Raw genomic sequence first — 18,337 nt, 5'->3', positions numbered from 1 at the left:
CCGCGTGTGCGCACATGTGCTGGTCGCCGAGGACGATGAGATGCAGGCCGAGTTGATACGGCGGTCCCTGCTCGCGGAAGGACACACCGCCACCGTGGTCCACGACGGGCGGGCGGCCCTGGACGCGGCGCGGCGGGTCGCCCCGGACCTCGTCGTCCTGGACCTGATGCTCCCGGAGATCGACGGGTTCGGGGTGTGCCGGGTGCTGCGTGCGGACGACGACATCCCGGTCCTGATGCTCACCGCCCGCTCGGCCGAGGAGGACGTCCTGCTCGGCCTGGAGCTGGGCGCGGACGACTACATGACCAAGCCGTACAGTCCGCGCGAGCTGATGGCCCGCATCCGGACCGTCCTGCGGCGCGGCGGACGGGTGCCCGCGGACCGGCGCGACGATCCGGCCGTACGCGCCGCGGGTCTCTCCGTCGATCCCGTCCGGCATGAAGTGCGCTGCGACGGAGCGCCGGTGGAGTGCACGCCGGCCGAGTTCGAGATCCTGCTGGCCATGGTCGGGGAACCGGAACGGGTGTTCTCCCGGCGGCAGTTGCTGGAGATCACCCGGGGCACCGACCGGGCCTCCACCGAACGAGCCGTCGACGTGCACATCATGAACCTGCGCAAGAAGGTCGAGGCCGACCCGCGCCGCCCTGCCCGGCTGCTGACCGTCTTCGGAGTCGGCTACAAGCTCAGCGGGGCCCGCTGATGAGCGGGCGCATCCCGCTGCGCAAGCGCCTCCTGGTACGGCTGCTGATCGCCTCCGGCCTCATCGCCGTGTGCTCGGTGGCGGCGACCGCGTGGCTGGCCGTGACGACGACCACCCGCGCGCTGAGGGAGGAACAGGGCCAGGCCCTCGCCGCGGACATGGAGGTCCTCGCCGAACTCAGCGGCTACGCGGCCACGCATCGTGACTGGCGGGGAGTCGACGCTACCGTGCGGGAGTTGTCGGCGAAGACGGGCCGACGCATCGCCCTCGTCACCCCCGACCGGCGGACCATCGCCGACTCGGCGCCGCCCGGCACCTCCCTGCCACCGACCGCCGCCGCGACCGTGGACCCGCTGAGCACCGACACCTACAGCGAGCCGGGCGCCCAGCTGACCGGCACCGACCCGCGCGTGGTCGGCCCGTACCGGCTCACCACGGGCGAACGCACGGAGCTCGACGCCATGGCCCGGAAACGACAGACCTGCTTCGCCCGCTTCGGCGTGGAGACCACCCTGACCCGGACACCCGGCGGCCGTCCGGTCGTCGCCGATGCCGACCGGACCGGGTATGTGCCCGAGCCGTGCGCCGACGGAATGCTCACCACGCCCATGCCCACGGAGGCGCGGGCACTGACCGCGCTCCACACCCTCGCGCGCGGCTGCCTGACCCGGGCGGGCGTCGATCCCCAGCAGCCCCTGTCACTCGGGGACGCCCTGCCCGGCCCGCTCTTTTCGAGCCTGCCCTTCGCGTCCGGGCCCGACAAGGCAGCGGTCGAGGACAGGCGGCAGGCCGAGTCCTGCCTCGACGACGCCCGCCGCACCCAGCTCGACCCCTATGCGGCGCCGGTGGCCGAACTGTTCCTGGGCGGCGGGGGCGGCACTGCCGTGCGGTTCGACATGTCCCCGGCCAACAAGGCCAAGGTCGTGGGCACCGCGGGGCTCGTGCTCGCCGTCACCGTGGCCGTGACCGCCGTGGTCGCCACCCGGCTGGTACGGCCGCTGCGCGCGCTGACCGCGGCGGCCCAGCAGCCCTCGCACCGCCACGTCCGCGTCCCCGTCACCACCCGGGACGAGACGGGCATCCTGGCCGCGGCCTTCAACGACCTGACCGAACGCCGCGAACGCCTGGAAGCCCAGCGCAAGGCCATGGTCAGCGACATCGCGCACGAACTGCGCAGCCCGCTCACCAATATCCGCGGCTGGCTGGAGGTCACCCGCGACGGAGTCGTCGACCCGGACCCCGCCCTGCTGGCCGCGCTGCACGAGGAGGCCGTCGTCCTCCAGCGCGTCATCGACGACCTGCGGGACCTCGCGGACGCCGACGCCGGGACCCTGCGCCTGTACCGCGAGCCCGTGCGCGGCGACGAACTCCTCCATCAGGTCGCCGCGGCCCACCATGTCGCCGCAGACGCGGCCGGGGTCGCACTGCGCACCGACGCCGACGGCACGCCCTGGCTGGACGCCGACCCGGTCCGGATGCGGCAGGCGCTCGGCAACCTGGTCTCCAACGCGCTGCGGCACACCCCGGCCGGCGGCACCGTCACCCTGGCCGCGTGGGAGGACGGCGACGATGTCGTGATCGAGGTCGCCGACACCGGCAGCGGCATCGCGCCCGAGGATCTGCCCCACGTCTTCGACCGGTTCTGGCGAGCGGAGAAGTCCCGCAGCCGCCGTACGGGCGGCAGCGGGCTCGGCCTGCCCATCGTCCGCCATCTGACCGCCGCCCACGGCGGCACGGCCGGTGTGACGAGCGAGCCCGGCGAGGGCAGCGCCTTCACGCTGCGACTGCCACGTGGCCGGACGCCGCGGGAGAGTGCCGAGAGCCGGAGCGGATCAGAGACCGGGCCGTCCTGAGGAGCCGAGAGGGTGGGCCCCTCACTGCTCCCGGAGGCCCCACGGGGAGCCGTACTCCGTCAGCAGATCGAGGAAGGGGCGGGCGGGGAAGGCCTCCGGCCCGAGGACGCCCGAGCCGGACCAGGCGCCGGTGGCGAGGAGTTCGAGGGAGACGACCGGATTGACCGCCGTCTGCCACACCACGGCCTGACAGCCGTACTCGGCCATCGACCACTGGTTGTCGACCACGTGATACAGGTACACCTCGCGCTGCGCGCCGTCCTTGGTGCCCCGCACCCAGGTGCCCGCGCAGGTCTTGCCGTGCATCCGCTCGCCCAGGGCCGCCGGGTCGGGCAGGCACGCTGCGACGACGTCACGGGGAGACACCGCGACCGGGCCCGCCGGGCTCGGGACGGTCACCGGGCCGGTGCGGTCCAGGCCCAGCAGGTGCAGCGTCTTGAGCGTCCCGATGAACTCCTCGCCCAGGCCGTACTTGAAGGTGACCCGGCGCGCGTCGACCCAGCGGGGGACGAGCAGCACCTCCTCGTGCTCCACGTTGACGCACTCGACCGGGCCGATGCCCTCCGGGAAGTCGAACACCTCGGGCTCGCTGAAGGGTGCCGTGGTGAACCAGCCGCGGTCGGCCTCGTAGACCACGGGCGGGTTCAGGCACTCCTCGATGGTGGTCCAGATGCTGAAGGACGGGGCGAAGTCGTAGCCGTCGACGGTGAGGTTCGCGCCGTCGCGGATGCCGATCTCCTCGATCTCGTCGAAGAGTTCATCGGCGGCGTGCCGGGCGAACACGTCGGACAGGCCCGGCTCCACCCCCATGCCGACGAGCGCCAGCACACCCGCCTTCTCCCAGTCGGCGGCCTGCGCGAACTGGGCGTCGCCGAGCTTGACCCCGCACTCCTCGTACGGGCGGTCGGGGTGGGGGCGCGACAGCGACATCGCCATGTCGACATACGTGGCCCCGGCCGCGTACGCCGCCCGGAACAGCGGCATCACGAAGCGCGGGTCGGTGGCGTTGAGGAGCACGTCGCATCCGTGCGCCTCCAGCAGGGCCGCCACCGCGGTCTGGTCGCCCGCGTCCACACGCTCGGCGCGAAACCGCCGGTCGCCGACCGCGGCGACGGCCGCGTCCGCCCGTGCCGGGTCGTAGTCGGCGACCACCATCGCCTCGAAGAAGGACCGCCGGGCCGCGATCCGGGTGACGGCGGTGCCCACACCACCGGCGCCCACGAGCAGTACACGCATGACAAGAACTCCCTGTCGGTCAAAGCGGCGAACACGGGCCCCGCACGGGATACAACGCCGTCTGCCCGCTTAAGGTCAATGGCGTTGGCATAAGCTCGCGAAGGAGGCCGCGTGCCCAAACCCGTGGTGCCCGAGGATCGGCGGCGCCGGCGACGGCCCACCAAGGGCGGCACCGTGCTGTCCGAGCAACTCATCGTCGAGACCGCACTGCGCATGCTGCGCGAACACGGCAGCGCCGGCCTCACCGCCCGCCGCCTCGGACTCGCCCTCGACGCCGACCCCAGCACGCTGTACCGGTACTTCCGCGGCATGGACGACCTGACCCTCGCGATCGGCGACGCGCTCATCGGCCAGGCGCTGCGGGGCTGGCGGCCCACGGGGGAGTGGCGGGAGGACCTGCGCACCGTCGGGTTGCGCATCCACGCCGCGTACGTCGCCCACCCGCAGGCGGCGCTGCTCACCGCGAACCGGGTCACCGGGCGGGCCAGCGAACTGGCCGCGGACGAGGCGGTGCTGGACGTGCTGCGCACGGCCGGGTTCCCGGTGCCGGACACCGTTCGGATCTACCACGCCTTCATCGACCAGACGCTGGCCTTCGCCGCGCTGGACGCCGCGTCCCTGACCCTGCCGAGCGCCGCGCTCCGCGCCGACGAGGACATGTGGCGCTCGACGTACGCCCGCCTGCCCCGTACCACTCATCCGCGGATCGCCGAGGCGGCACCCCTCCTGGCCACGCGCATGGTCACCAGCGCCTATCCGACGGCCCTGGAGATGCTCCTGGACAGCGCCGGGGCCCGGCTGGAGGAACTGCGGGACTGAGCCGGGGAGTTGTCACCTCGGCATCGATACGGTGCCGGACAGTGCCGGGCCGCTCAGGAGCGAAGCGTCTCGGCTGCCGTCGCCGACACGGCATGGGCCACCGCCGCCAGCGCGGGCGAGTCCAGCTTCCACTGCTGCCAGTACAGGGGCACATCCACCGGCCGCTCCGGCGCCAGCTGAACCAGACGCCCCGCGCGGAGCAGCGGCACGGCCTGCGCCTCGGGCAGCATGCCCCAGCCCAGACCGGCGGCGACGGCCACCGCGAACCCTTCCGAGGTGGGGATGAAGTGCCGCACCGGGCTCGCCGCGCCCTCGGCCCCCGGCAGTCGCCGTACGAAACCGTCCTGGAAGTCGTCACGGCGGTCGAAGTCCACCACCGGAGCCTCCCCCAACGGGCCGCCGAGATGCCCGGCCGCGAACTCCGGACTGGCCACGGCCAGGTAGCGCATCCGGCCCAGCGCCCGCACCGAGCACCCCGCCACGGCGTCCGGCGAGGAGGTCACCGCCGCCATCACCTGGCCCTCCCGGAGCAGTTCCGCCGTGTGGTCCTCGTCCTCGCGGCGCAGCTCGAAGCCGAGCCGCGGCTCGGCGGGCAGGCGGGTGAGCGCGCCAAGGAACCAGGTGGCGAGGGAGTCGGCGTTCACGGCGATGGACACCCGGGTCGGCTCGCCCGCGCTCGTCATGCCGAGTTCGGCCCGCGCGTCGCGCTCCAGCCGGGCCAGCTGGCGGGCGAACCGCACGACCACCTCACCCGACTCGGTCGGCCGCACCGGCTTGGTCCGGGTGAGCAGCACCCGCCCGGTGCGCTGCTCCAGTGCCTTGACGCGCTGGCTGACCGCGGACGGCGTCACATGCAGGGCGGACGCCGCCGCGTCGAACGTGCCCTCGTCCACCACGGCGAGGAGGGTCCGTACCTGGTCGAGTGGGAGGTCGTTCATCACGAGAGCTAATGTTACGTAAGAATCTTTAGCTGTACTCCAGACCAGGGTCTCCCTAGCGTCGATGCCATGTCCCACGCGCTGTCCGCCGCGGTCGCCGGATTCGGCACCGGTCTCTCGCTCATCGTCGCCATCGGCGCCCAGAACGCCTTCGTCCTGCGGCAGGGGATCCGCCGCGACGCGGTCCTCCCCGTCGTCGCGATCTGCGCCCTCTCCGACGCGGCCCTCATCACGCTGGGTGTCGCCGGTGTCGGCGCCGTGGTGGTCGCCTGGCCGGGGGCGCTGACCGCCGTCGGCTGGATCGGCGGCGCGTTCCTGCTCTGCTACGGGGCGCTCGCCGCACGCCGGGTGGTCCGGCCGGGTGCCCTGAAGGCGGAGGGGGAGGCGGCGGGCTCCCGCCGACGTGCCGTGCTCACCTGCCTGGCCATGACCTGGCTCAACCCGCACGTCTACCTCGACACCGTGTTCCTGCTCGGCTCCGTCGCCGCCGACCGGGGTTCGCTGCGCTGGACGTTCGGACTCGGCGCCGCCTGCGCCAGCCTGTGCTGGTTCGCGGCCCTCGGCTTCGGCGCCCGGCTGCTCAGCGGTCTCCTGGCCCGGCCCGCCGCCTGGCGGATCCTGGACGGTCTGGTCGCCGCGACGATGATCGCCCTGGGCGCGACGCTCATTGCCGGAATCTGAGGTTACGGACCCGGACACCCGGTCGGTGGCGCCATGGTGACCTCTGGCTTCGAAAGACGTAGCGAGCATCCAGGGACCGTGGGAACGAGCGAGAGCAGTCCCACTCCGAGTCCGACGCCGCCAAGAAGACGACCCTGCCCCGCCGTGACCGGCGCCGCTGGGCGCGGGACACCCGTCCGCTGCGCCGCCCGGCCTACCGCCGCCTGGGGAACTCGGCCATCGTCACCGCCGTCGGCAGCCGGCTCACCGCCGTCTCGGTGCCCCGGCGGATCCGGTCGTGTTCGCGCGGTGGGACGGTGCCGTCGAGCAGCGTGACGAGGGGAGTGGCGCGCTCGGCCGTCGCCGGCACCTCGCGGACGGCGGTGCGGGCGGCGGCGTTCTGGTCGTCGCCGTGATGCCGGGCCTGGCCGCCGCGATGCCCGGCGCTCGCTGTTACCGCGTCCGATGCGCCCTACAGCGTGCCCCGCCGGTGCATCGAGTACTGCTCCATCAGCTTGCCCCGGGTCGTCTCCAGCCGGTGCGCGAGGATCTCCGCCACGTTGCGCACCAGCGACAGCCCGAGATGCGGGTCCTCCTCGCACAGCCGGAGCACGGCCGCCGCGTCGAACTCGTAGGCGCGGACGGGGCTGAAGGCCTCCGCGCCGAAGTCCCACTCGTGCGGCGGGAACAGCCAGGACCAGCCGAGCAGATCGCCCGCGCCGAGGCTCGCCACGGTGACCCGTCGCAGGGAGTTCACCCGCTGGGTGAGCGAGACCGCGCCCGAGCGGATGACCCAGAAGCGGTCGGCCCGGCCGCCCGCCTCGAAGATCCGGCAGTCCTCCGGGAAGGAGACCTCCCGCGCGAGCGTCATCAGGCGCTGCCGCTGGGGCGGAGGAAGAGCGGTCAGCAGTTTTATCGCTTTGGTCATGACACGCAGCTCCTCGCCGGCGATCGGATCCGGTGCTTTCCCTACGCCCATTTCAGCCGCTGCCGACGCCCGGAGCACCTCGGCGGACAGCAGTTGTGGGCGGGATCCCCGGGTTCCCGCGGCGGGCATGAAAAAGCCCTGGCTGGACGGGGGAGGCCAGCCAGGGCCGTTATGGGTGGTATCGGAGGACGGATACGGTCGACCCCGTCACCACGTATGAATGAACCGTAAACCATCTCGGGTCCTTTTGTGCAGATGAAGCCGGTCACGTGACCCGTTTCACGTCGATCCGGGTTTCACGACCCGAACCGTGCCCAGGGCCGGGTCGCTCGGGTCCGGGAGGTACATGCCCGCGGCAAGGCCCGTGACCAGGTAGCGCAGCACTGGATCGGTGAGCCGTTCGCCGGGCAGCGCGACCGGGATCCCCGGCGGGTAGGGCGTGATCATCTCGGCCACGACCCGCCCGGCGGCCGCGTCCGCCGGAACGTCCTCGGCGGGTCCGAAGAACGCGTCCCGGGGTGTCACGGCCTGCTCCAGACGCAGCTCGGCCGACGCCGGGACCGCAACCCGCGGGGCCGGCGGCAGCAGGGGCGCGGCCCGCGCGAGGTCCTTCAGCGCGGCGAGCAGTCCGCCGGTCGTCTCCGCGTCGTCGCCATGAGTGATCTGCATGCCGATCCGACGGTGGTCGGCCAGGTGGGCGTCCACGCTCCGGTGCTCACGGAGCCAGTCCGCGGCCTGGTACCCGGAGATGCCGAGACCGCCGATGTCGATCACGACCGGCAGCGGGTCGAAGTCGGCGGCGAGTCCCGCACCGCAGAAGTCGCCGCGGTCGTTGACGTGCATCCCGTCGATCTGCTCGACGGCGGCCCGGACCTCGGCCCCGAGTTCCAGCGCGGCGCCCATGATCTCCTCCCCTCGCAGGGCCATCTGCCGGCGCCAGCCGTCCATACCGGCGAAGATCAGGACCGACGGGCTGGTGGTGCCCAGCAGGTCCGCCCGCTGCCGCAGCAGCTCCGGCGGGACGAGATCGCCCTGCAGATGGAAGACCGAGCCCTGCTCCAGGCCGCTGCCCATCTTGTGGATGCTGGTGACGCAGATGTCGGCGCCCGCGTCCATCGCCCAGGACGGCAGATCGGGATGGAAGGGCAGATGCGCGCCCCAGGCCTCGTCGACGATCAGCGGCAGCGAGCGCCGGTGGCAGAGCCGCGCGATCTCCGTCAGGTAGGCGCAGCCGCCGTACGGTGTAGGGCTGGTGACCAGCGCTCCCTTCGCGTCGGGATGACGGTCGAGGGTCCGCTCGAACTCCTCCGGGGACGGCGGATGGGCCAGGTGCCGTGCGCCGTCCCATTGCGGCTCCACCCACGCGGGCTCGATCCCGGACAGGATCAGACCCGACGCGACGGACTTGTGGACGTCGCGACCCAGCACCAGCTTCTCGTGCGGACCCGCCACGGCGAGCATCGCCGCCTTGACGGACAGCGAGCTGCCGCAGGTGGTGAAGAACGTGTGCTCGGCGTGTACCGCGTCGGCCATCAGCTCCTCGGCACGCTCCAGGACACTGCCCTGGTGGAGCCGGTCGTCCAAGCCGCCCGACGCCAGGACGTCGCCGAGGAAGACCGCGTCCCCCAGCACCTCACGCACCGCCGGGTCGGCGCCGCGAGCCTGCTTGTGCCCGGGCGGGGTGAACGACAGGTGTCCCCGTCGGCGGTAGTCGTCCAGGGCCTCCAGGACCGGTGCGCGCGCATGATCGGCTGTCATGCGCATCCGGGTTCCCGGCTCCACGGCAGGCAATCCGCGCCGGCCCGGGTCAGCGCTCCTCGCTGTGCCTGCCCGGGGTGACGATCTCGTCCAGCACCCGGAGCACGGCCTCGTACGCCAGCGTCCGTACGGCCGCGTCCCGGGCCTTGTCCGGATCGGTGGACGTGAGCGCGTCGGTGCGCGACCGCCACTGCCGCTTCTCCTTTTCGGCGTAGGCCCTGGCCCGCTGGATGCGCCGTAGCAGTTCGTCCGAGTCCACGACATCCGTCATGCGGTCCGGGTACCCCATGTCAGCCCGTGATGACCGGATGACCCCCACTCCTGTTCCCGGGCAGAGGTTTGGCGCGATGCGCAGGGGTGAGCCGAATAACTGTGACCTCTTGCACAGCCGGGCCCGGCTTCTTTCCGTATCGAACAGGAGCCAGAGGGATGTACGAGGATCGCAGTACCGGCCCCGGTGCCGGCGCGTCGGCCGCGAGCCGTCCCGGGCGGAGTTACGCGCCCGCCGAGGCGCGCAGAACCGTGGAGCGCGTGGTGACCGAACGCTGCCGTGCCACCGGAACCGCGTGCGGTGCCGACGCCCTGTCGGACGCCCTCCTCGTCGCCACGGAACTGACGACCAACGCGATCCTGCACGGCGGCGGGGTCACGGACTTCCGGGTCGACGTCGAGGGGCCCGCGGTACGGGTCTCGGTCTGCGACCGCAGCGACGCCCTCCCGGTGACCGAGCCGCCGGTCGACGCGGAGGGGCGGCAGCGGCCGGGCGGGCGCGGCTGGCCGATCGTCCTCCGGCTGGCCCGCGACATACGGGTCGCGGACCTGCCCTCGGGCGGCAAGTGCATCACCGCCGTCGTGCCGCTGTCCTGACCGCCCGCGTCACCGCTTGGGCGGCGCACCGACGGGCGTCGGGACCCGCGTCCAGCGGCCCGAGCTGCGCGGACACGAGCTGGGCCAGCCGGGCGCGGAACGCCTCCCGCAGCCGGCGTCCTCGCTGCTGTCTGCGGCGCCACACCTGGAGGCCGGTCGGCCTGAGCGCGGCGAAGAAGAGGTCACGGGGCCGTCACCCGTGACTGCCTGCCGGGGCGCGCTGCTTCTCCCGGATGGCGAAGGTGGCGACCATCGCCGCCATCGCCCCAGATGGCTCACGACGATGGCTCACGACGGATCCCGGCAGGGCGAGCACGGCCGGCGCGAGGGTGACGGCGTCCACCGTCCACCGTCCGCAGTCCGGCGGTCAGGCGCGGTCGGCCGGGGGTCGGACGCCGCCGCGAGGTCCCGCAGCCGCGCCCGGTCCCGTCGCCCCCATGCCGGGCGATCCCTCAGGAGCGTCGATCAGTCGCGGCGTCACTGGTCCAGCCGGTCCGTGCCGTCGACATGCGCCCGTACCTGTTCGGGCGTCAGATACGAGTGGATGTACTCGAAGTCGTGCAGCTTGGCGGGCCTGCGCGACTGGAAGCCGGTGCGCACGAAATCGTCGCCGGCGAGCGCGTTGAGCACCCAGTTCGTCATGACCCGCGTCTTGGCGACGTTGGTGCGCAGCGCCGACCAGTGGTAGCCGCGGGCCACCGCCTGGGCGGGCAACCCCCGCAGTTCGATGCCGAGCGGCTTGGACACGGCGTCCTTGCCGCCGAGGTCGACGACGAGGCCGAGGTCCTTGTGGACGTACGGCACCATGGGCTGGTTGCGCACGGTCGCGATGACGTTGTCGGCGACGCGCTTTCCCTGGCGCATGGCGTGCTGTGCGGTCGGCGGGCAGACCGCGCCCTCCTCGTCCTTGGCCTTGTCGGGCACCGCGGCCGCGTCGCCGAGAGCGAAGACACCGTCGTGGCCGGGCAGGTTCATCTCGGCGGCGACCGCGAGCCGTCCCCGGACCGTCTCCGCTCCGAGGGTGGCGATGAGCGGACTGGCGACCACGCCGGCGGTCCAGATCAGTGTGCGGGTGGGGATCACGCGCCCGTCGGTGAAGGTGACCTCCTCGGGCCCCGCCTTGCCGATGGAGACGCCGAGGGAGATCTCGATCCCGCGTCGGCGCAGGATCTCCTGGGCACTGCGGCCGAGCTTGTCGCCCAGCTCCGGCATCAGCTTCGGCGCGATGTCGATCAGATGCCACTTGATCAGCGCCGGGTCGATGCGGGGGTAGCGCTTGACGGCGGCGTGCGTGAGGCGCTGGAGGCAGGCGGCCGTCTCGGTGCCCGCGTATCCGCCGCCGACGACCACGAACTGCAGCCGTGCGGCCCGTTCGGCCGGGTCCTGGCTGGAGTCGGCGAGGTCGAGCTGGGAGATGACGTGGTCGCGGATGTAGGCGGCCTCGGCGAGGGTCTTCATGCCGAACGCGTGGTCCGTGAGCCCGGGGATGTCGAAGGTGCGGGTGACGCTCCCGGGCGCCAGCACGATGTAGTCGTAGGGCTCGTCGACGATCTGGCCGTTGATGGTGCGGATGACGCACACCTTGGCCTTGAGATCCACGCCTATCGCCCCGCCCGGGATGATCCGGGTGCGGTATTTCTTGCTGCGGCGCAGCGATACGGCGATCGACTGCGGCGTCAGCACGCCGGAGGCGACCTGGGGCAGCAGCGGCAGATAGAGCTGGTAGGCGAACGGCGCCACCAGGGTGACGTCGGCCTCGTCCGGGGCGAGTTTGCGTTCCAGGCGGCGTACGCACGCCACTCCGGCGAAGCCTGCGCCAACCACCAGGATCCTGGGTCGTGTCACGTTGTCCATCCCTTCTGCGGCTCCAGGCGGTCCCACTGCACGCGGTTCGTATGCCCCTGGATCGCTGCCTCGCACCTCATCGATCCCACCGTGCCTTCAGCAGATCCGCCAGCCGGATGCGGCAGGCAGACGAACGCGTCGGGGACCACCATGCCCCGCCCGGTGCCTCCAACGCACCGGGCGGGTGTGAATGAGGTGTGTGCGCGATGCTTGCCGGGTGATTGACCTGGTCGGAGTAGCAGGCCGCTCACCGGAACACGTTGTCCGACTCCTCCCAGCCCGCCGACTCGTCCGGCGTGGCATGCCGCCAACTGCGGGAGCGCGCCTGGTACATGGCGTCGATCTCGAACGCGTAGCGCTCCACGATCGCGTCCCGGCGCAGCTTCATCGACGGGGTCAGCAGCCCGTTTGACAGGTCGAACGGCTCCGACAGCACCCGGAAGACACGGATGGACTCCGAGCGTGACACGGCACTGTTGGCCGCCGCCACGGCACGCGCGATCTCCTCCCGCAGCGCGTTCTCCTCCCGGGCGTCCCGGCTCGGCGTGTCGCTCGGGAGGGCGAGGGCGCCACGCCAGTGCGCCAGGAACTCCGGATCCAGGGTGATCAGGGCGCCGACGCAGGGCCGGTTGTCGCCGACGACGACGGCCTGATGGATCAGGCAGTGCATACGCAACCGCTGCTCCAGCGGCGCGGGCGCGACGCTCTTGCCGCCGCTGGTGATGATGATGTCCTTCTTGCGGCCGGTGATCGTCAGATAGCCCTCGGGGTCGAGCCGTCCGATGTCCCCGGTCGCCAGCCAGCCGCCGTACAGCGCGGCCCGGGTGGCGGCCTCGTCGTTGACGTAACCCTGGAAGACGGAGGGACCGTGCACCAGGATCTCCCCGTCGTCGGCCACCCGGATGTCCGTGCCCGGAAGTGCCTTCCCCACGGTTCCGGACCTCTCCCGGCCCAGCGGCTGCGCCGTGATGCCGCCGCTGGTCTCGGTGAGGCCGTAGGCGTCGTGGACGTAGAGGCCGATGCCCTCGTAGAAGAGGGAGAGTTCGCGGTTGAGGGGTGAGCCGCCGGACGCCGCCAGGAGCATCCTGCCGCCGAGCGCGGAGCGCAGCTTGCGGTACACCGTCCGCTCGTACAGGGCGTGTTGCAGCCGCAGATCGAATCCGGGCCCCGGCCCCTCGCCGAGCCGCTGCCGCTCGGAAGCCATGGCGAAGTCCCGTGCCGTGTCGGCCGCCCGCTCGAACAGCGCGCCACGGCCCGCCTGCTGGGCCGTGCGCAGGAAGTTCTTGTAGATCTTCTCGAAGATGGACGGAACGGCGCAGAAGTACGTGGGCCGGAACGAGCGCAGGGCCGCCGACAGTGCCGCCTCGCCCAGGTCCGGTTCGTGGCCCATCACCAGGCCGCCGCGGATGCACACTCCCTGAACCACCAGGCCGTACACATGGGAGAAGGGGAGGAAAGCGAGCACCGATCCCTGCCCTCCGGGTGGTACCACCGTGTGGCCCCAGCCCGCGAGCAGCGTGTCGCAGGCGCTCGCCAGTCCGCGATGGCTCAGCGCGCAGCCGAGGGGATGACCCGTAGTGCCGGACGTATAGGCGATGACCGCGGTGGAGTCCGGCATCACGATGCGGCGCAACGAGTCGACCGTGGCCAGCGGGATGACCACGCCCCGTTCCGTCAGCTGTTCCAGCGCCCCCGCGTCCAACTGCCAGACGTGGCGCAGCAGCGGCAGCCCCGAGCACACGGATCCGACGGTCATGATGGCCTGCTCGTCCTCCACGACCATGGCCACGCAGGCGGCGTCCCGCAGGATCCACTCGATCTGGTCGCGCGACGACGTCGGGTAGATCGGTACGACTTCGGCGCCCACGGCCCACAGGGCGTAGCCGAGCACCGTCCACTCGTACCGGGTGCGCGCCATGATCGCCACGCGGTTGCCCGGCAGGATCCCGGACGCGATGAACCCCTTGGCCAAGTCGACCACTTCGTCGCGGAGTTCGACGGCGGTCACCTCCTCCCAGACCGTGGAGGAGGGGTCGGGGCGGCGCGCGAGCACCGGGAGGGTGGGCCGGAGGTCCGCCGTCTCGAAGATGCTGTCGGCGAGTCCGCCGGTCATGGTCGTGGTGGCCGGTGGCGCGAGGGCGAAGTCGCGCATGCGCTGCTCCTGCTGCTGTGTACGAGGTGTGACGTCACCGACGAGCACGGTTATCGGTGGGCTCGAATCTAGCCCAGGTGACAGCCCGTGGTGCCGGAACTGGAAAGTCGCCTCCGCAGGAGCTTCACACGGTGTAGGGCGTCAACCACACCGTGGCCAGCGGCGGCAGCGTGATCCGGAGACGCCCGTCCTCCGGTGTGACCGGGCCGGGGTTGGTGACATCGCTGCCGCCGTACTCCGCCGCGTCCGTGTTGAGGGTTTCGCACCAGGCGAGGACGGTGTCGGGGACGCCGAGGCGGTAGTCGTGGCGGACGACGGGGGAGAGGTTGGAGACCGCGAGCAGCGGGACGCCCTCGGCGTCGTACCTCAGGAACGCGAAGACGTTGTCCTCGGCGGCGTCCCCGACCACCCACCGGAAACCGGAGGGTTCGGTGTCGCGCTGCCAGAGGGACGGGGTGGCCCGGTAGACCGTGTTGAGGTCGCGAACCAGGTTCCGCACCCCGCGGTGGTCGGCCTCCGCGCCGTACGCCGGGTCCAGCAGCCACCAGTCCGGGCCGTGCGCCTCGGACCATTCGGCGCCCTGGGCGAACTCCTGGCCCATGAAGAGGAGCTGCTTGCCCGGGTGGGCCCACATGAAGCCGAGATAGGCGCGGTGGTTGGCGCGCTGCTGCCACCAGTCGCCCGGCATCTTCGACACGAGGGCCTGCTTGCCGTGCACGACCTCGTCGTGCGAGATGGGCAGGACGTAGTTCTCGCTGTAGGCGTAGACCATCGAGAACGTCATCTCGTGGTGGTGGTACTTGCGGTGGACCGGCTCGTGGGCGATGTAGCCCAGCGAGTCGTGCATCCACCCCATGTTCCACTTCAGGCCGAAACCCAGACCGCCGCTGTCGGTCGGCCGGGTCACCCCGTCCCACGCCGTCGACTCCTCGGCGATCATCACGACCCCCGGCGCCCGCCGGTACACGGTCGCGTTCATCTCCCGCAGGAACGCCACGGCGTCCAGATCCTCCCGCCCCCCGTACACATTGGGCGTCCACTGACCGGAGTCGCGCGAGTAGTCGAGGTAGAGCATCGAGGCGACGGCATCCACCCGCAGCCCGTCGATGTGGAACTCCTCGCACCAGTACACCGCGTTGGCGACCAGGAAGTTGCGTACCTCGGTGCGCCCGAAGTCGAACTCGTACGTCCCCCAGTCCGGATGCTCGGCCCGCCGGTCGTCTCCCGGCTCGTACAGCGGATCCCCGTCGAAGCGGGCCAGCGCCCAGTCGTCCTTGGGGAAATGGGCGGGCACCCAGTCCATGATCACGCCGATGCCGGCCTGGTGCAGGGCGTCCACCAGGTACTTGAAGTCGTCGGGGGCGCCGAGGCGGGAGGTGGGGGCGTAGTACGACGTGACCTGGTAACCCCAGGAGCCGCCGAAGGGATGCTCCATGACCGGCATCAGCTCGACATGGGTGAAGCCGAGGTCCCTGACGTAGGCCGGCAGCTCCTCGGCGAGTTGACGGTACGTCAGCCCGGGCCGCCAGGACGGCAGATGCACCTCGTACACGGAGAACGGCGCCACGTGCACGGGCACGTCCCCGCGCCGCGCCAGCCACTCGGCGTCGCCCCACGTGTAGTCGGACGTGGTCACCACGGACGCCGTGTCCGGCGGCACCTCCGCACGGCGTGCCATCGGGTCCGCCTTGAGGAAGCGGTGGCCGTACCGGGAGGTGATCTCGAACTTGTAGCGGGTGCCCTCACCGATGCCGGGCAGGAACAGCTCCCACACGCCGGACGCGCCCAGCGACCGCATGGGGAACGCCGTACCGTCCCAGCAGGTGAAGTCACCGGCGACGCGGACACCCCGGGCGTTCGGCGCCCAGACGGTGAAGCGGGTGCCGGTGACGCCCTGGTGGGTCATCGGCTCGGCGCCGAGCGCCCGCCACAGCTGCTCGTGCCGGCCCTCGCGGATCAGATGCAGATCGAGATCACCGAGGGCGGGCAGGAAGCGGTACGGGTCGTGCACCTCGTGTTCGTCGTCCTCGTATGCCACCACCAGCGTGTACGACGGAATCTCCGGCAGCGGCAGTACGGCGGAGAACAGGCCGTCCCCGTCCGAGGCGAGCCCGGTGCGCTGCCCGTCGACCACGACGCTCACCGCGCGGGCGAACGGACGCAACGCCCGGAACAACACCCCGCCCGGCACCGGATGGGCGCCGAGCAGGGCGTGCGGGTCGTGATGGGCGCCGGACAGAAGGCGCTCACGGGCGGCGGGATCCAGGGGCGCGGCCGTGGGCGGCGGCGGGCCGGACGGCTCGGGGAGGGAGGTGTCTCGCAGGGCCACGGCTTCAGCTTCCTCTCACGGCGAGACGCTCGATCGCCGCCATCGGCACGGAGAGCCAGTCCGGACGGTGTCTGGCTTCGTACAGCACTTCGTACACCGCGCGGTCCGTCTCGTAGGCGCGCAGCAGCCCGTGCTTCTTGCGGGGATCCCAGCCCGCACGGGCGGCATAGCCCGCGCAGTAGGCCTCCCGGCAGCGGCGTGCCCACTCGGGACGCCACGGCCGGCGCTGCCGGGCCGCGTAGTCGAAGGAGCGCAGCATCCCCGCGATGTCCCGCACCGGCGACTGGGCGCTGCACCGCTCGGCGAGCGGCCGGGACGGCTCGCCCTCGAAGTCGATGACGAACCACTCGCGCCCGGCGCGCAGCACCTGCCCGAGATGCAGGTCGCCGTGGATCCGCTGGGCGGGCGGTCCCGTGTCGCAGGTCGTGAGCGCGGAGAAGGCGGTCCGCAGGCCGGGGACGAACGGCCGCAGCGCCGGCACGCAGTGCGCGGCGGCGTCCAGCCGCGAGATCATCGCAGCCGCCGTGCGGCCGTGCTCCTCGTGCGCGCCCGCCGGGAAAGCCGACGCCAGTGCGAGGTGCACCTCCGCCATGGCCTGCCCCAACTGGTGCGCCTGCGCGGTGAAGTCGGCATCGGACGACAGCGCCCGCAGCGCCAGGGTCCAGCCGTCGGACGCGTCCCGCAGATACGGCTGCAGCACGCCGAGCGTCGCCTCCTGCGGATGCGTGGTCCGCAGCCAGGCCACCGGTGCGGGCACCCGGCGGCAGCCCAGCTCGGCCAGCGCGCCCGGCACCTCCAGGTCGGGGTTGACGCCCGGCTGGATGCGCCGGAACACCTTCAGGATGTACGCGTCGCCGTACACCAGCGAGGAGTTGGACTGCTCGGCGTCCAGCAGCCGGGGCGGCAGCCCGGCAGGGATCTCCGCGGTCGGGGCGGCTTCGAAGCGAAGGGGGCCCACCGTGCCGGGCTGCCGCAGCCGCTCCAACAGCAGCTGCGCCGAGCGCGGGTCGTGCAGCGCGTCGTACACCGTCAGACCCGCCAGCGGCCCGTCCTCCGCCCGTCCGATCAGGGCCCGGCCGAGGCGCGGCGCCAGATGCCTGCGCACACCGAGCAGCAGCTGGTAGCAGTCACCGGCCGGGGCGGCGCCCGTGCCACCGGGGGCGGGCACGGCGGCGGGTCCGGCGTGCACCAGCAGATGCAGACAGCCCGGATACAGCTCCGTCATGGACAGCAGCGCGAGGTCGGTGACGGGCCGGTCCTTGCCCGCGAACCACCGTTGCCGCGGCAGCCATTCGCGCAGCAGCCCGGCGAGCGAGGCCATGGGCCCGGTGACGGCCGTACGACCGGGTCGCGGCGATGCGGTCTTCTGCATGGTGACGCGTCCTTTCCTCGGCGCCCACTCAGTGGCGTCGGCCGATGCGGGATGCGACTCGGACGAGCCGGAACCAGTAGAAGCCGTGGCCCCCCAGGGTCAGCAGGTAGGGAAGTTCACCGATGGCGGGGAAGCGGACTCCGCCGAACAGCTCGACGGGATGCCGGCCGCTGAACTCGCGCAGGTCCAGCTCGGTGGGCTGCGCGAAGCGCGCGAAGTTGCTCACGCACAGCACGAGGTCGTCCTCGTACTCGCGCAGGAAGGCGATCACCGCCGGGTTGGAGGACTGCAGTTCGGTGTACGTGCCGAGTCCGAAGGCCGGGTTCTGCTTGCGGATCTCGATCATGCGGCGGGTCCAGTGCAGCAGCGACGACGGGGACGACATCGACGCCTCGACGTTCGTGACCTGGTAGCCGTAGACCGGGTCCATGATCGTCGGCAGGGACAGCCGGCCCGGGTCGCAGGACGAGAAGCCCGCGTTACGGTCCGGGGTCCACTGCATCGGGGTGCGGACGGCGTCGCGGTCGCCGAGCCAGATGTTGTCGCCCATGCCGATCTCGTCGCCGTAGTACAGGATCGGCGAACCCGGGAGGGACAGCAGCAGGGCCGTGAACAGCTCGATCTGGTTGCGGTCGTTGTCGAGGAGGGGGGCGAGGCGGCGGCGGATGCCGATGTTGGCGCGCATACGCGGGTCCTTCGCGTACTCCGCCCACATGTAGTCGCGTTCCTCGTCGGTGACCATTTCCAGGGTCAGTTCGTCGTGGTTGCGCAGGAAGATGCCCCACTGGCAGTTGGAGGGGATCGCGGGGGTCTTGGCGAGGATTTCGGAGACGGGGTAGCGGGATTCCCGGCGTACCGCCATGAAGATCCGGGGCATCAC

15 protein-coding genes and 2 pseudogenes are annotated in these 18,337 nt (G+C 71.8%); 6 read left to right on the top strand and 11 right to left on the bottom strand.

What is annotated here, in order from left to right; translation table 11 throughout:
* Positions 1-4 precede the first annotated feature (4 nt).
* A complete protein-coding gene (locus tag GFH49_RS34040) occupies positions 5-700 on the top strand; it encodes a response regulator (protein ID WP_155059918.1) in 696 nt (231 codons plus the stop codon).
* Positions 700-2,553: a sensor histidine kinase gene (locus tag GFH49_RS34035; protein WP_155059917.1), complete on the top strand. Its 1,854-nt coding sequence runs from the start codon at positions 700-702 to the stop codon at positions 2,551-2,553. The genes GFH49_RS34040 and GFH49_RS34035 overlap by 1 nt, the downstream gene beginning before the upstream one ends.
* A gap of 21 nt (positions 2,554-2,574) precedes the next feature.
* Here GFH49_RS34035 and GFH49_RS34030 read toward each other — a convergent pair whose 3' ends face one another.
* On the bottom strand, positions 2,575-3,789 hold the full coding sequence (locus GFH49_RS34030; protein ID WP_155059916.1) for a saccharopine dehydrogenase family protein: 1,215 nt from the start codon (positions 3,787-3,789) through the stop codon (positions 2,575-2,577).
* 111 nt (positions 3,790-3,900) lie between these two features.
* Between GFH49_RS34030 and GFH49_RS34025 the strand changes: the two genes are divergently transcribed.
* Positions 3,901-4,608 (top strand): TetR/AcrR family transcriptional regulator, encoded by a 708-nt coding sequence (locus GFH49_RS34025; RefSeq protein WP_155059915.1) that lies wholly within the window; start codon positions 3,901-3,903, stop codon positions 4,606-4,608.
* Between the two features lie 53 nt (positions 4,609-4,661).
* On the opposite strand, the gene GFH49_RS34020 is transcribed toward GFH49_RS34025, so the two are convergent.
* Positions 4,662-5,546 carry a LysR family transcriptional regulator ArgP gene (locus GFH49_RS34020; protein ID WP_155059914.1) on the bottom strand — a complete coding sequence of 295 codons (885 nt, stop codon included), beginning with the start codon at positions 5,544-5,546 and terminating at the stop codon, positions 4,662-4,664.
* A 69-nt stretch (positions 5,547-5,615) separates the two neighbouring features.
* Between GFH49_RS34020 and GFH49_RS34015 the strand changes: the two genes are divergently transcribed.
* On the top strand, positions 5,616-6,227 hold the full coding sequence (locus GFH49_RS34015; RefSeq protein ID WP_155059913.1) for a LysE/ArgO family amino acid transporter: 612 nt from the start codon (positions 5,616-5,618) through the stop codon (positions 6,225-6,227).
* 134 nt (positions 6,228-6,361) lie between these two features.
* Positions 6,362-6,499 (top strand): annotated as a pseudogene (locus GFH49_RS40785) (MFS transporter); the annotation flags it as partial.
* A 179-nt stretch (positions 6,500-6,678) separates the two neighbouring features.
* Here GFH49_RS40785 and GFH49_RS34005 read toward each other — a convergent pair.
* From GFH49_RS34005 to GFH49_RS33995, 3 genes are all read right to left on the bottom strand, one after another.
* On the bottom strand, positions 6,679-7,134 hold the full coding sequence (locus GFH49_RS34005; protein WP_155059912.1) for a cyclic nucleotide-binding domain-containing protein: 456 nt from the start codon (positions 7,132-7,134) through the stop codon (positions 6,679-6,681).
* A 279-nt stretch (positions 7,135-7,413) separates the two neighbouring features.
* Positions 7,414-8,892, bottom strand: a complete 1,479-nt coding sequence (locus tag GFH49_RS34000) for an aminotransferase class I/II-fold pyridoxal phosphate-dependent enzyme (protein ID WP_155059911.1) — start codon at positions 8,890-8,892, stop codon at positions 7,414-7,416.
* A gap of 49 nt (positions 8,893-8,941) precedes the next feature.
* Positions 8,942-9,163 (bottom strand): hypothetical protein, encoded by a 222-nt coding sequence (locus tag GFH49_RS33995; RefSeq protein WP_155059910.1) that lies wholly within the window; start codon positions 9,161-9,163, stop codon positions 8,942-8,944.
* Positions 9,164-9,321: 158 nt separating this feature from the next.
* On the opposite strand from GFH49_RS33995, the gene GFH49_RS33990 reads away from it, so the two are divergent.
* Positions 9,322-9,759 carry an ATP-binding protein gene (locus GFH49_RS33990; RefSeq protein WP_155059909.1) on the top strand — a complete coding sequence of 146 codons (438 nt, stop codon included), beginning with the start codon at positions 9,322-9,324 and terminating at the stop codon, positions 9,757-9,759.
* A gap of 34 nt (positions 9,760-9,793) precedes the next feature.
* Here GFH49_RS33990 and GFH49_RS41685 read toward each other — a convergent pair.
* From GFH49_RS41685 to GFH49_RS33960, 6 genes and pseudogenes are all read right to left on the bottom strand, one after another.
* Positions 9,794-10,215: pseudogene (locus GFH49_RS41685) on the bottom strand (hypothetical protein); the annotation flags it as partial.
* Positions 10,216-10,236: 21 nt separating this feature from the next.
* A complete protein-coding gene (locus GFH49_RS33980; RefSeq protein ID WP_155059907.1) occupies positions 10,237-11,613 on the bottom strand; it encodes an NAD(P)/FAD-dependent oxidoreductase in 1,377 nt (458 codons plus the stop codon).
* 238 nt (positions 11,614-11,851) lie between these two features.
* Positions 11,852-13,756, bottom strand: coding sequence for an AMP-dependent synthetase/ligase (locus GFH49_RS33975; RefSeq protein WP_155059906.1), 1,905 nt, complete (start codon positions 13,754-13,756; stop codon positions 11,852-11,854).
* A 124-nt stretch (positions 13,757-13,880) separates the two neighbouring features.
* Complete coding sequence (glgB, locus tag GFH49_RS33970) at positions 13,881-16,085, bottom strand: 1,4-alpha-glucan branching enzyme (protein WP_155059905.1); 2,205 nt, start codon at positions 16,083-16,085, stop codon at positions 13,881-13,883.
* Between the two features lie 4 nt (positions 16,086-16,089).
* Positions 16,090-17,457 carry a maltokinase N-terminal cap-like domain-containing protein gene (locus tag GFH49_RS33965; protein WP_155059904.1) on the bottom strand — a complete coding sequence of 456 codons (1,368 nt, stop codon included), beginning with the start codon at positions 17,455-17,457 and terminating at the stop codon, positions 16,090-16,092.
* 28 nt (positions 17,458-17,485) lie between these two features.
* The coding region (locus tag GFH49_RS33960; RefSeq protein WP_196218213.1) for an alpha-glucosidase C-terminal domain-containing protein at positions 17,486-18,337 on the bottom strand (852 nt) is incomplete at its 5' end.

The sequence above is a fragment of the Streptomyces blattellae genome (genome assembly GCF_009709555.1).
Lineage (GTDB): Bacteria > Actinomycetota > Actinomycetes > Streptomycetales > Streptomycetaceae > Streptomyces > Streptomyces blattellae.
The sequence above is the reverse complement of the archived record's forward strand: the minus strand, read 5'-3'. Positions and strand labels throughout refer to the sequence as shown.

Bases quoted from the DNA above. Each gene is read 5' to 3' on its own strand.
- GFH49_RS34020 (WP_155059914.1), bottom strand. From the start codon at position 5,546: ATGAACGACCTCCCACTCGACCAGGTACGGACCCTCCTCGCCGTGGTG.
- GFH49_RS33965 (WP_155059904.1), bottom strand. From the start codon at position 17,457: ATGCAGAAGACCGCATCGCCGCGACCCGGTCGTACGGCCGTCACCGGG.
- GFH49_RS34000 (WP_155059911.1), bottom strand. From the start codon at position 8,892: ATGACAGCCGATCATGCGCGCGCACCGGTCCTGGAGGCCCTGGACGAC.
- GFH49_RS33980 (WP_155059907.1), bottom strand. From the start codon at position 11,613: ATGGACAACGTGACACGACCCAGGATCCTGGTGGTTGGCGCAGGCTTC.
- GFH49_RS34015 (WP_155059913.1), top strand. From the start codon at position 5,616: ATGTCCCACGCGCTGTCCGCCGCGGTCGCCGGATTCGGCACCGGTCTC.
- GFH49_RS34030 (WP_155059916.1), bottom strand. From the start codon at position 3,789: ATGCGTGTACTGCTCGTGGGCGCCGGTGGTGTGGGCACCGCCGTCACC.
- GFH49_RS33995 (WP_155059910.1), bottom strand. From the start codon at position 9,163: ATGACGGATGTCGTGGACTCGGACGAACTGCTACGGCGCATCCAGCGG.
- GFH49_RS33975 (WP_155059906.1), bottom strand. From the start codon at position 13,756: ATGCGCGACTTCGCCCTCGCGCCACCGGCCACCACGACCATGACCGGC.
- GFH49_RS33990 (WP_155059909.1), top strand. From the start codon at position 9,322: ATGTACGAGGATCGCAGTACCGGCCCCGGTGCCGGCGCGTCGGCCGCG.
- GFH49_RS34005 (WP_155059912.1), bottom strand. From the start codon at position 7,134: ATGACCAAAGCGATAAAACTGCTGACCGCTCTTCCTCCGCCCCAGCGG.
- GFH49_RS34035 (WP_155059917.1), top strand. From the start codon at position 700: ATGAGCGGGCGCATCCCGCTGCGCAAGCGCCTCCTGGTACGGCTGCTG.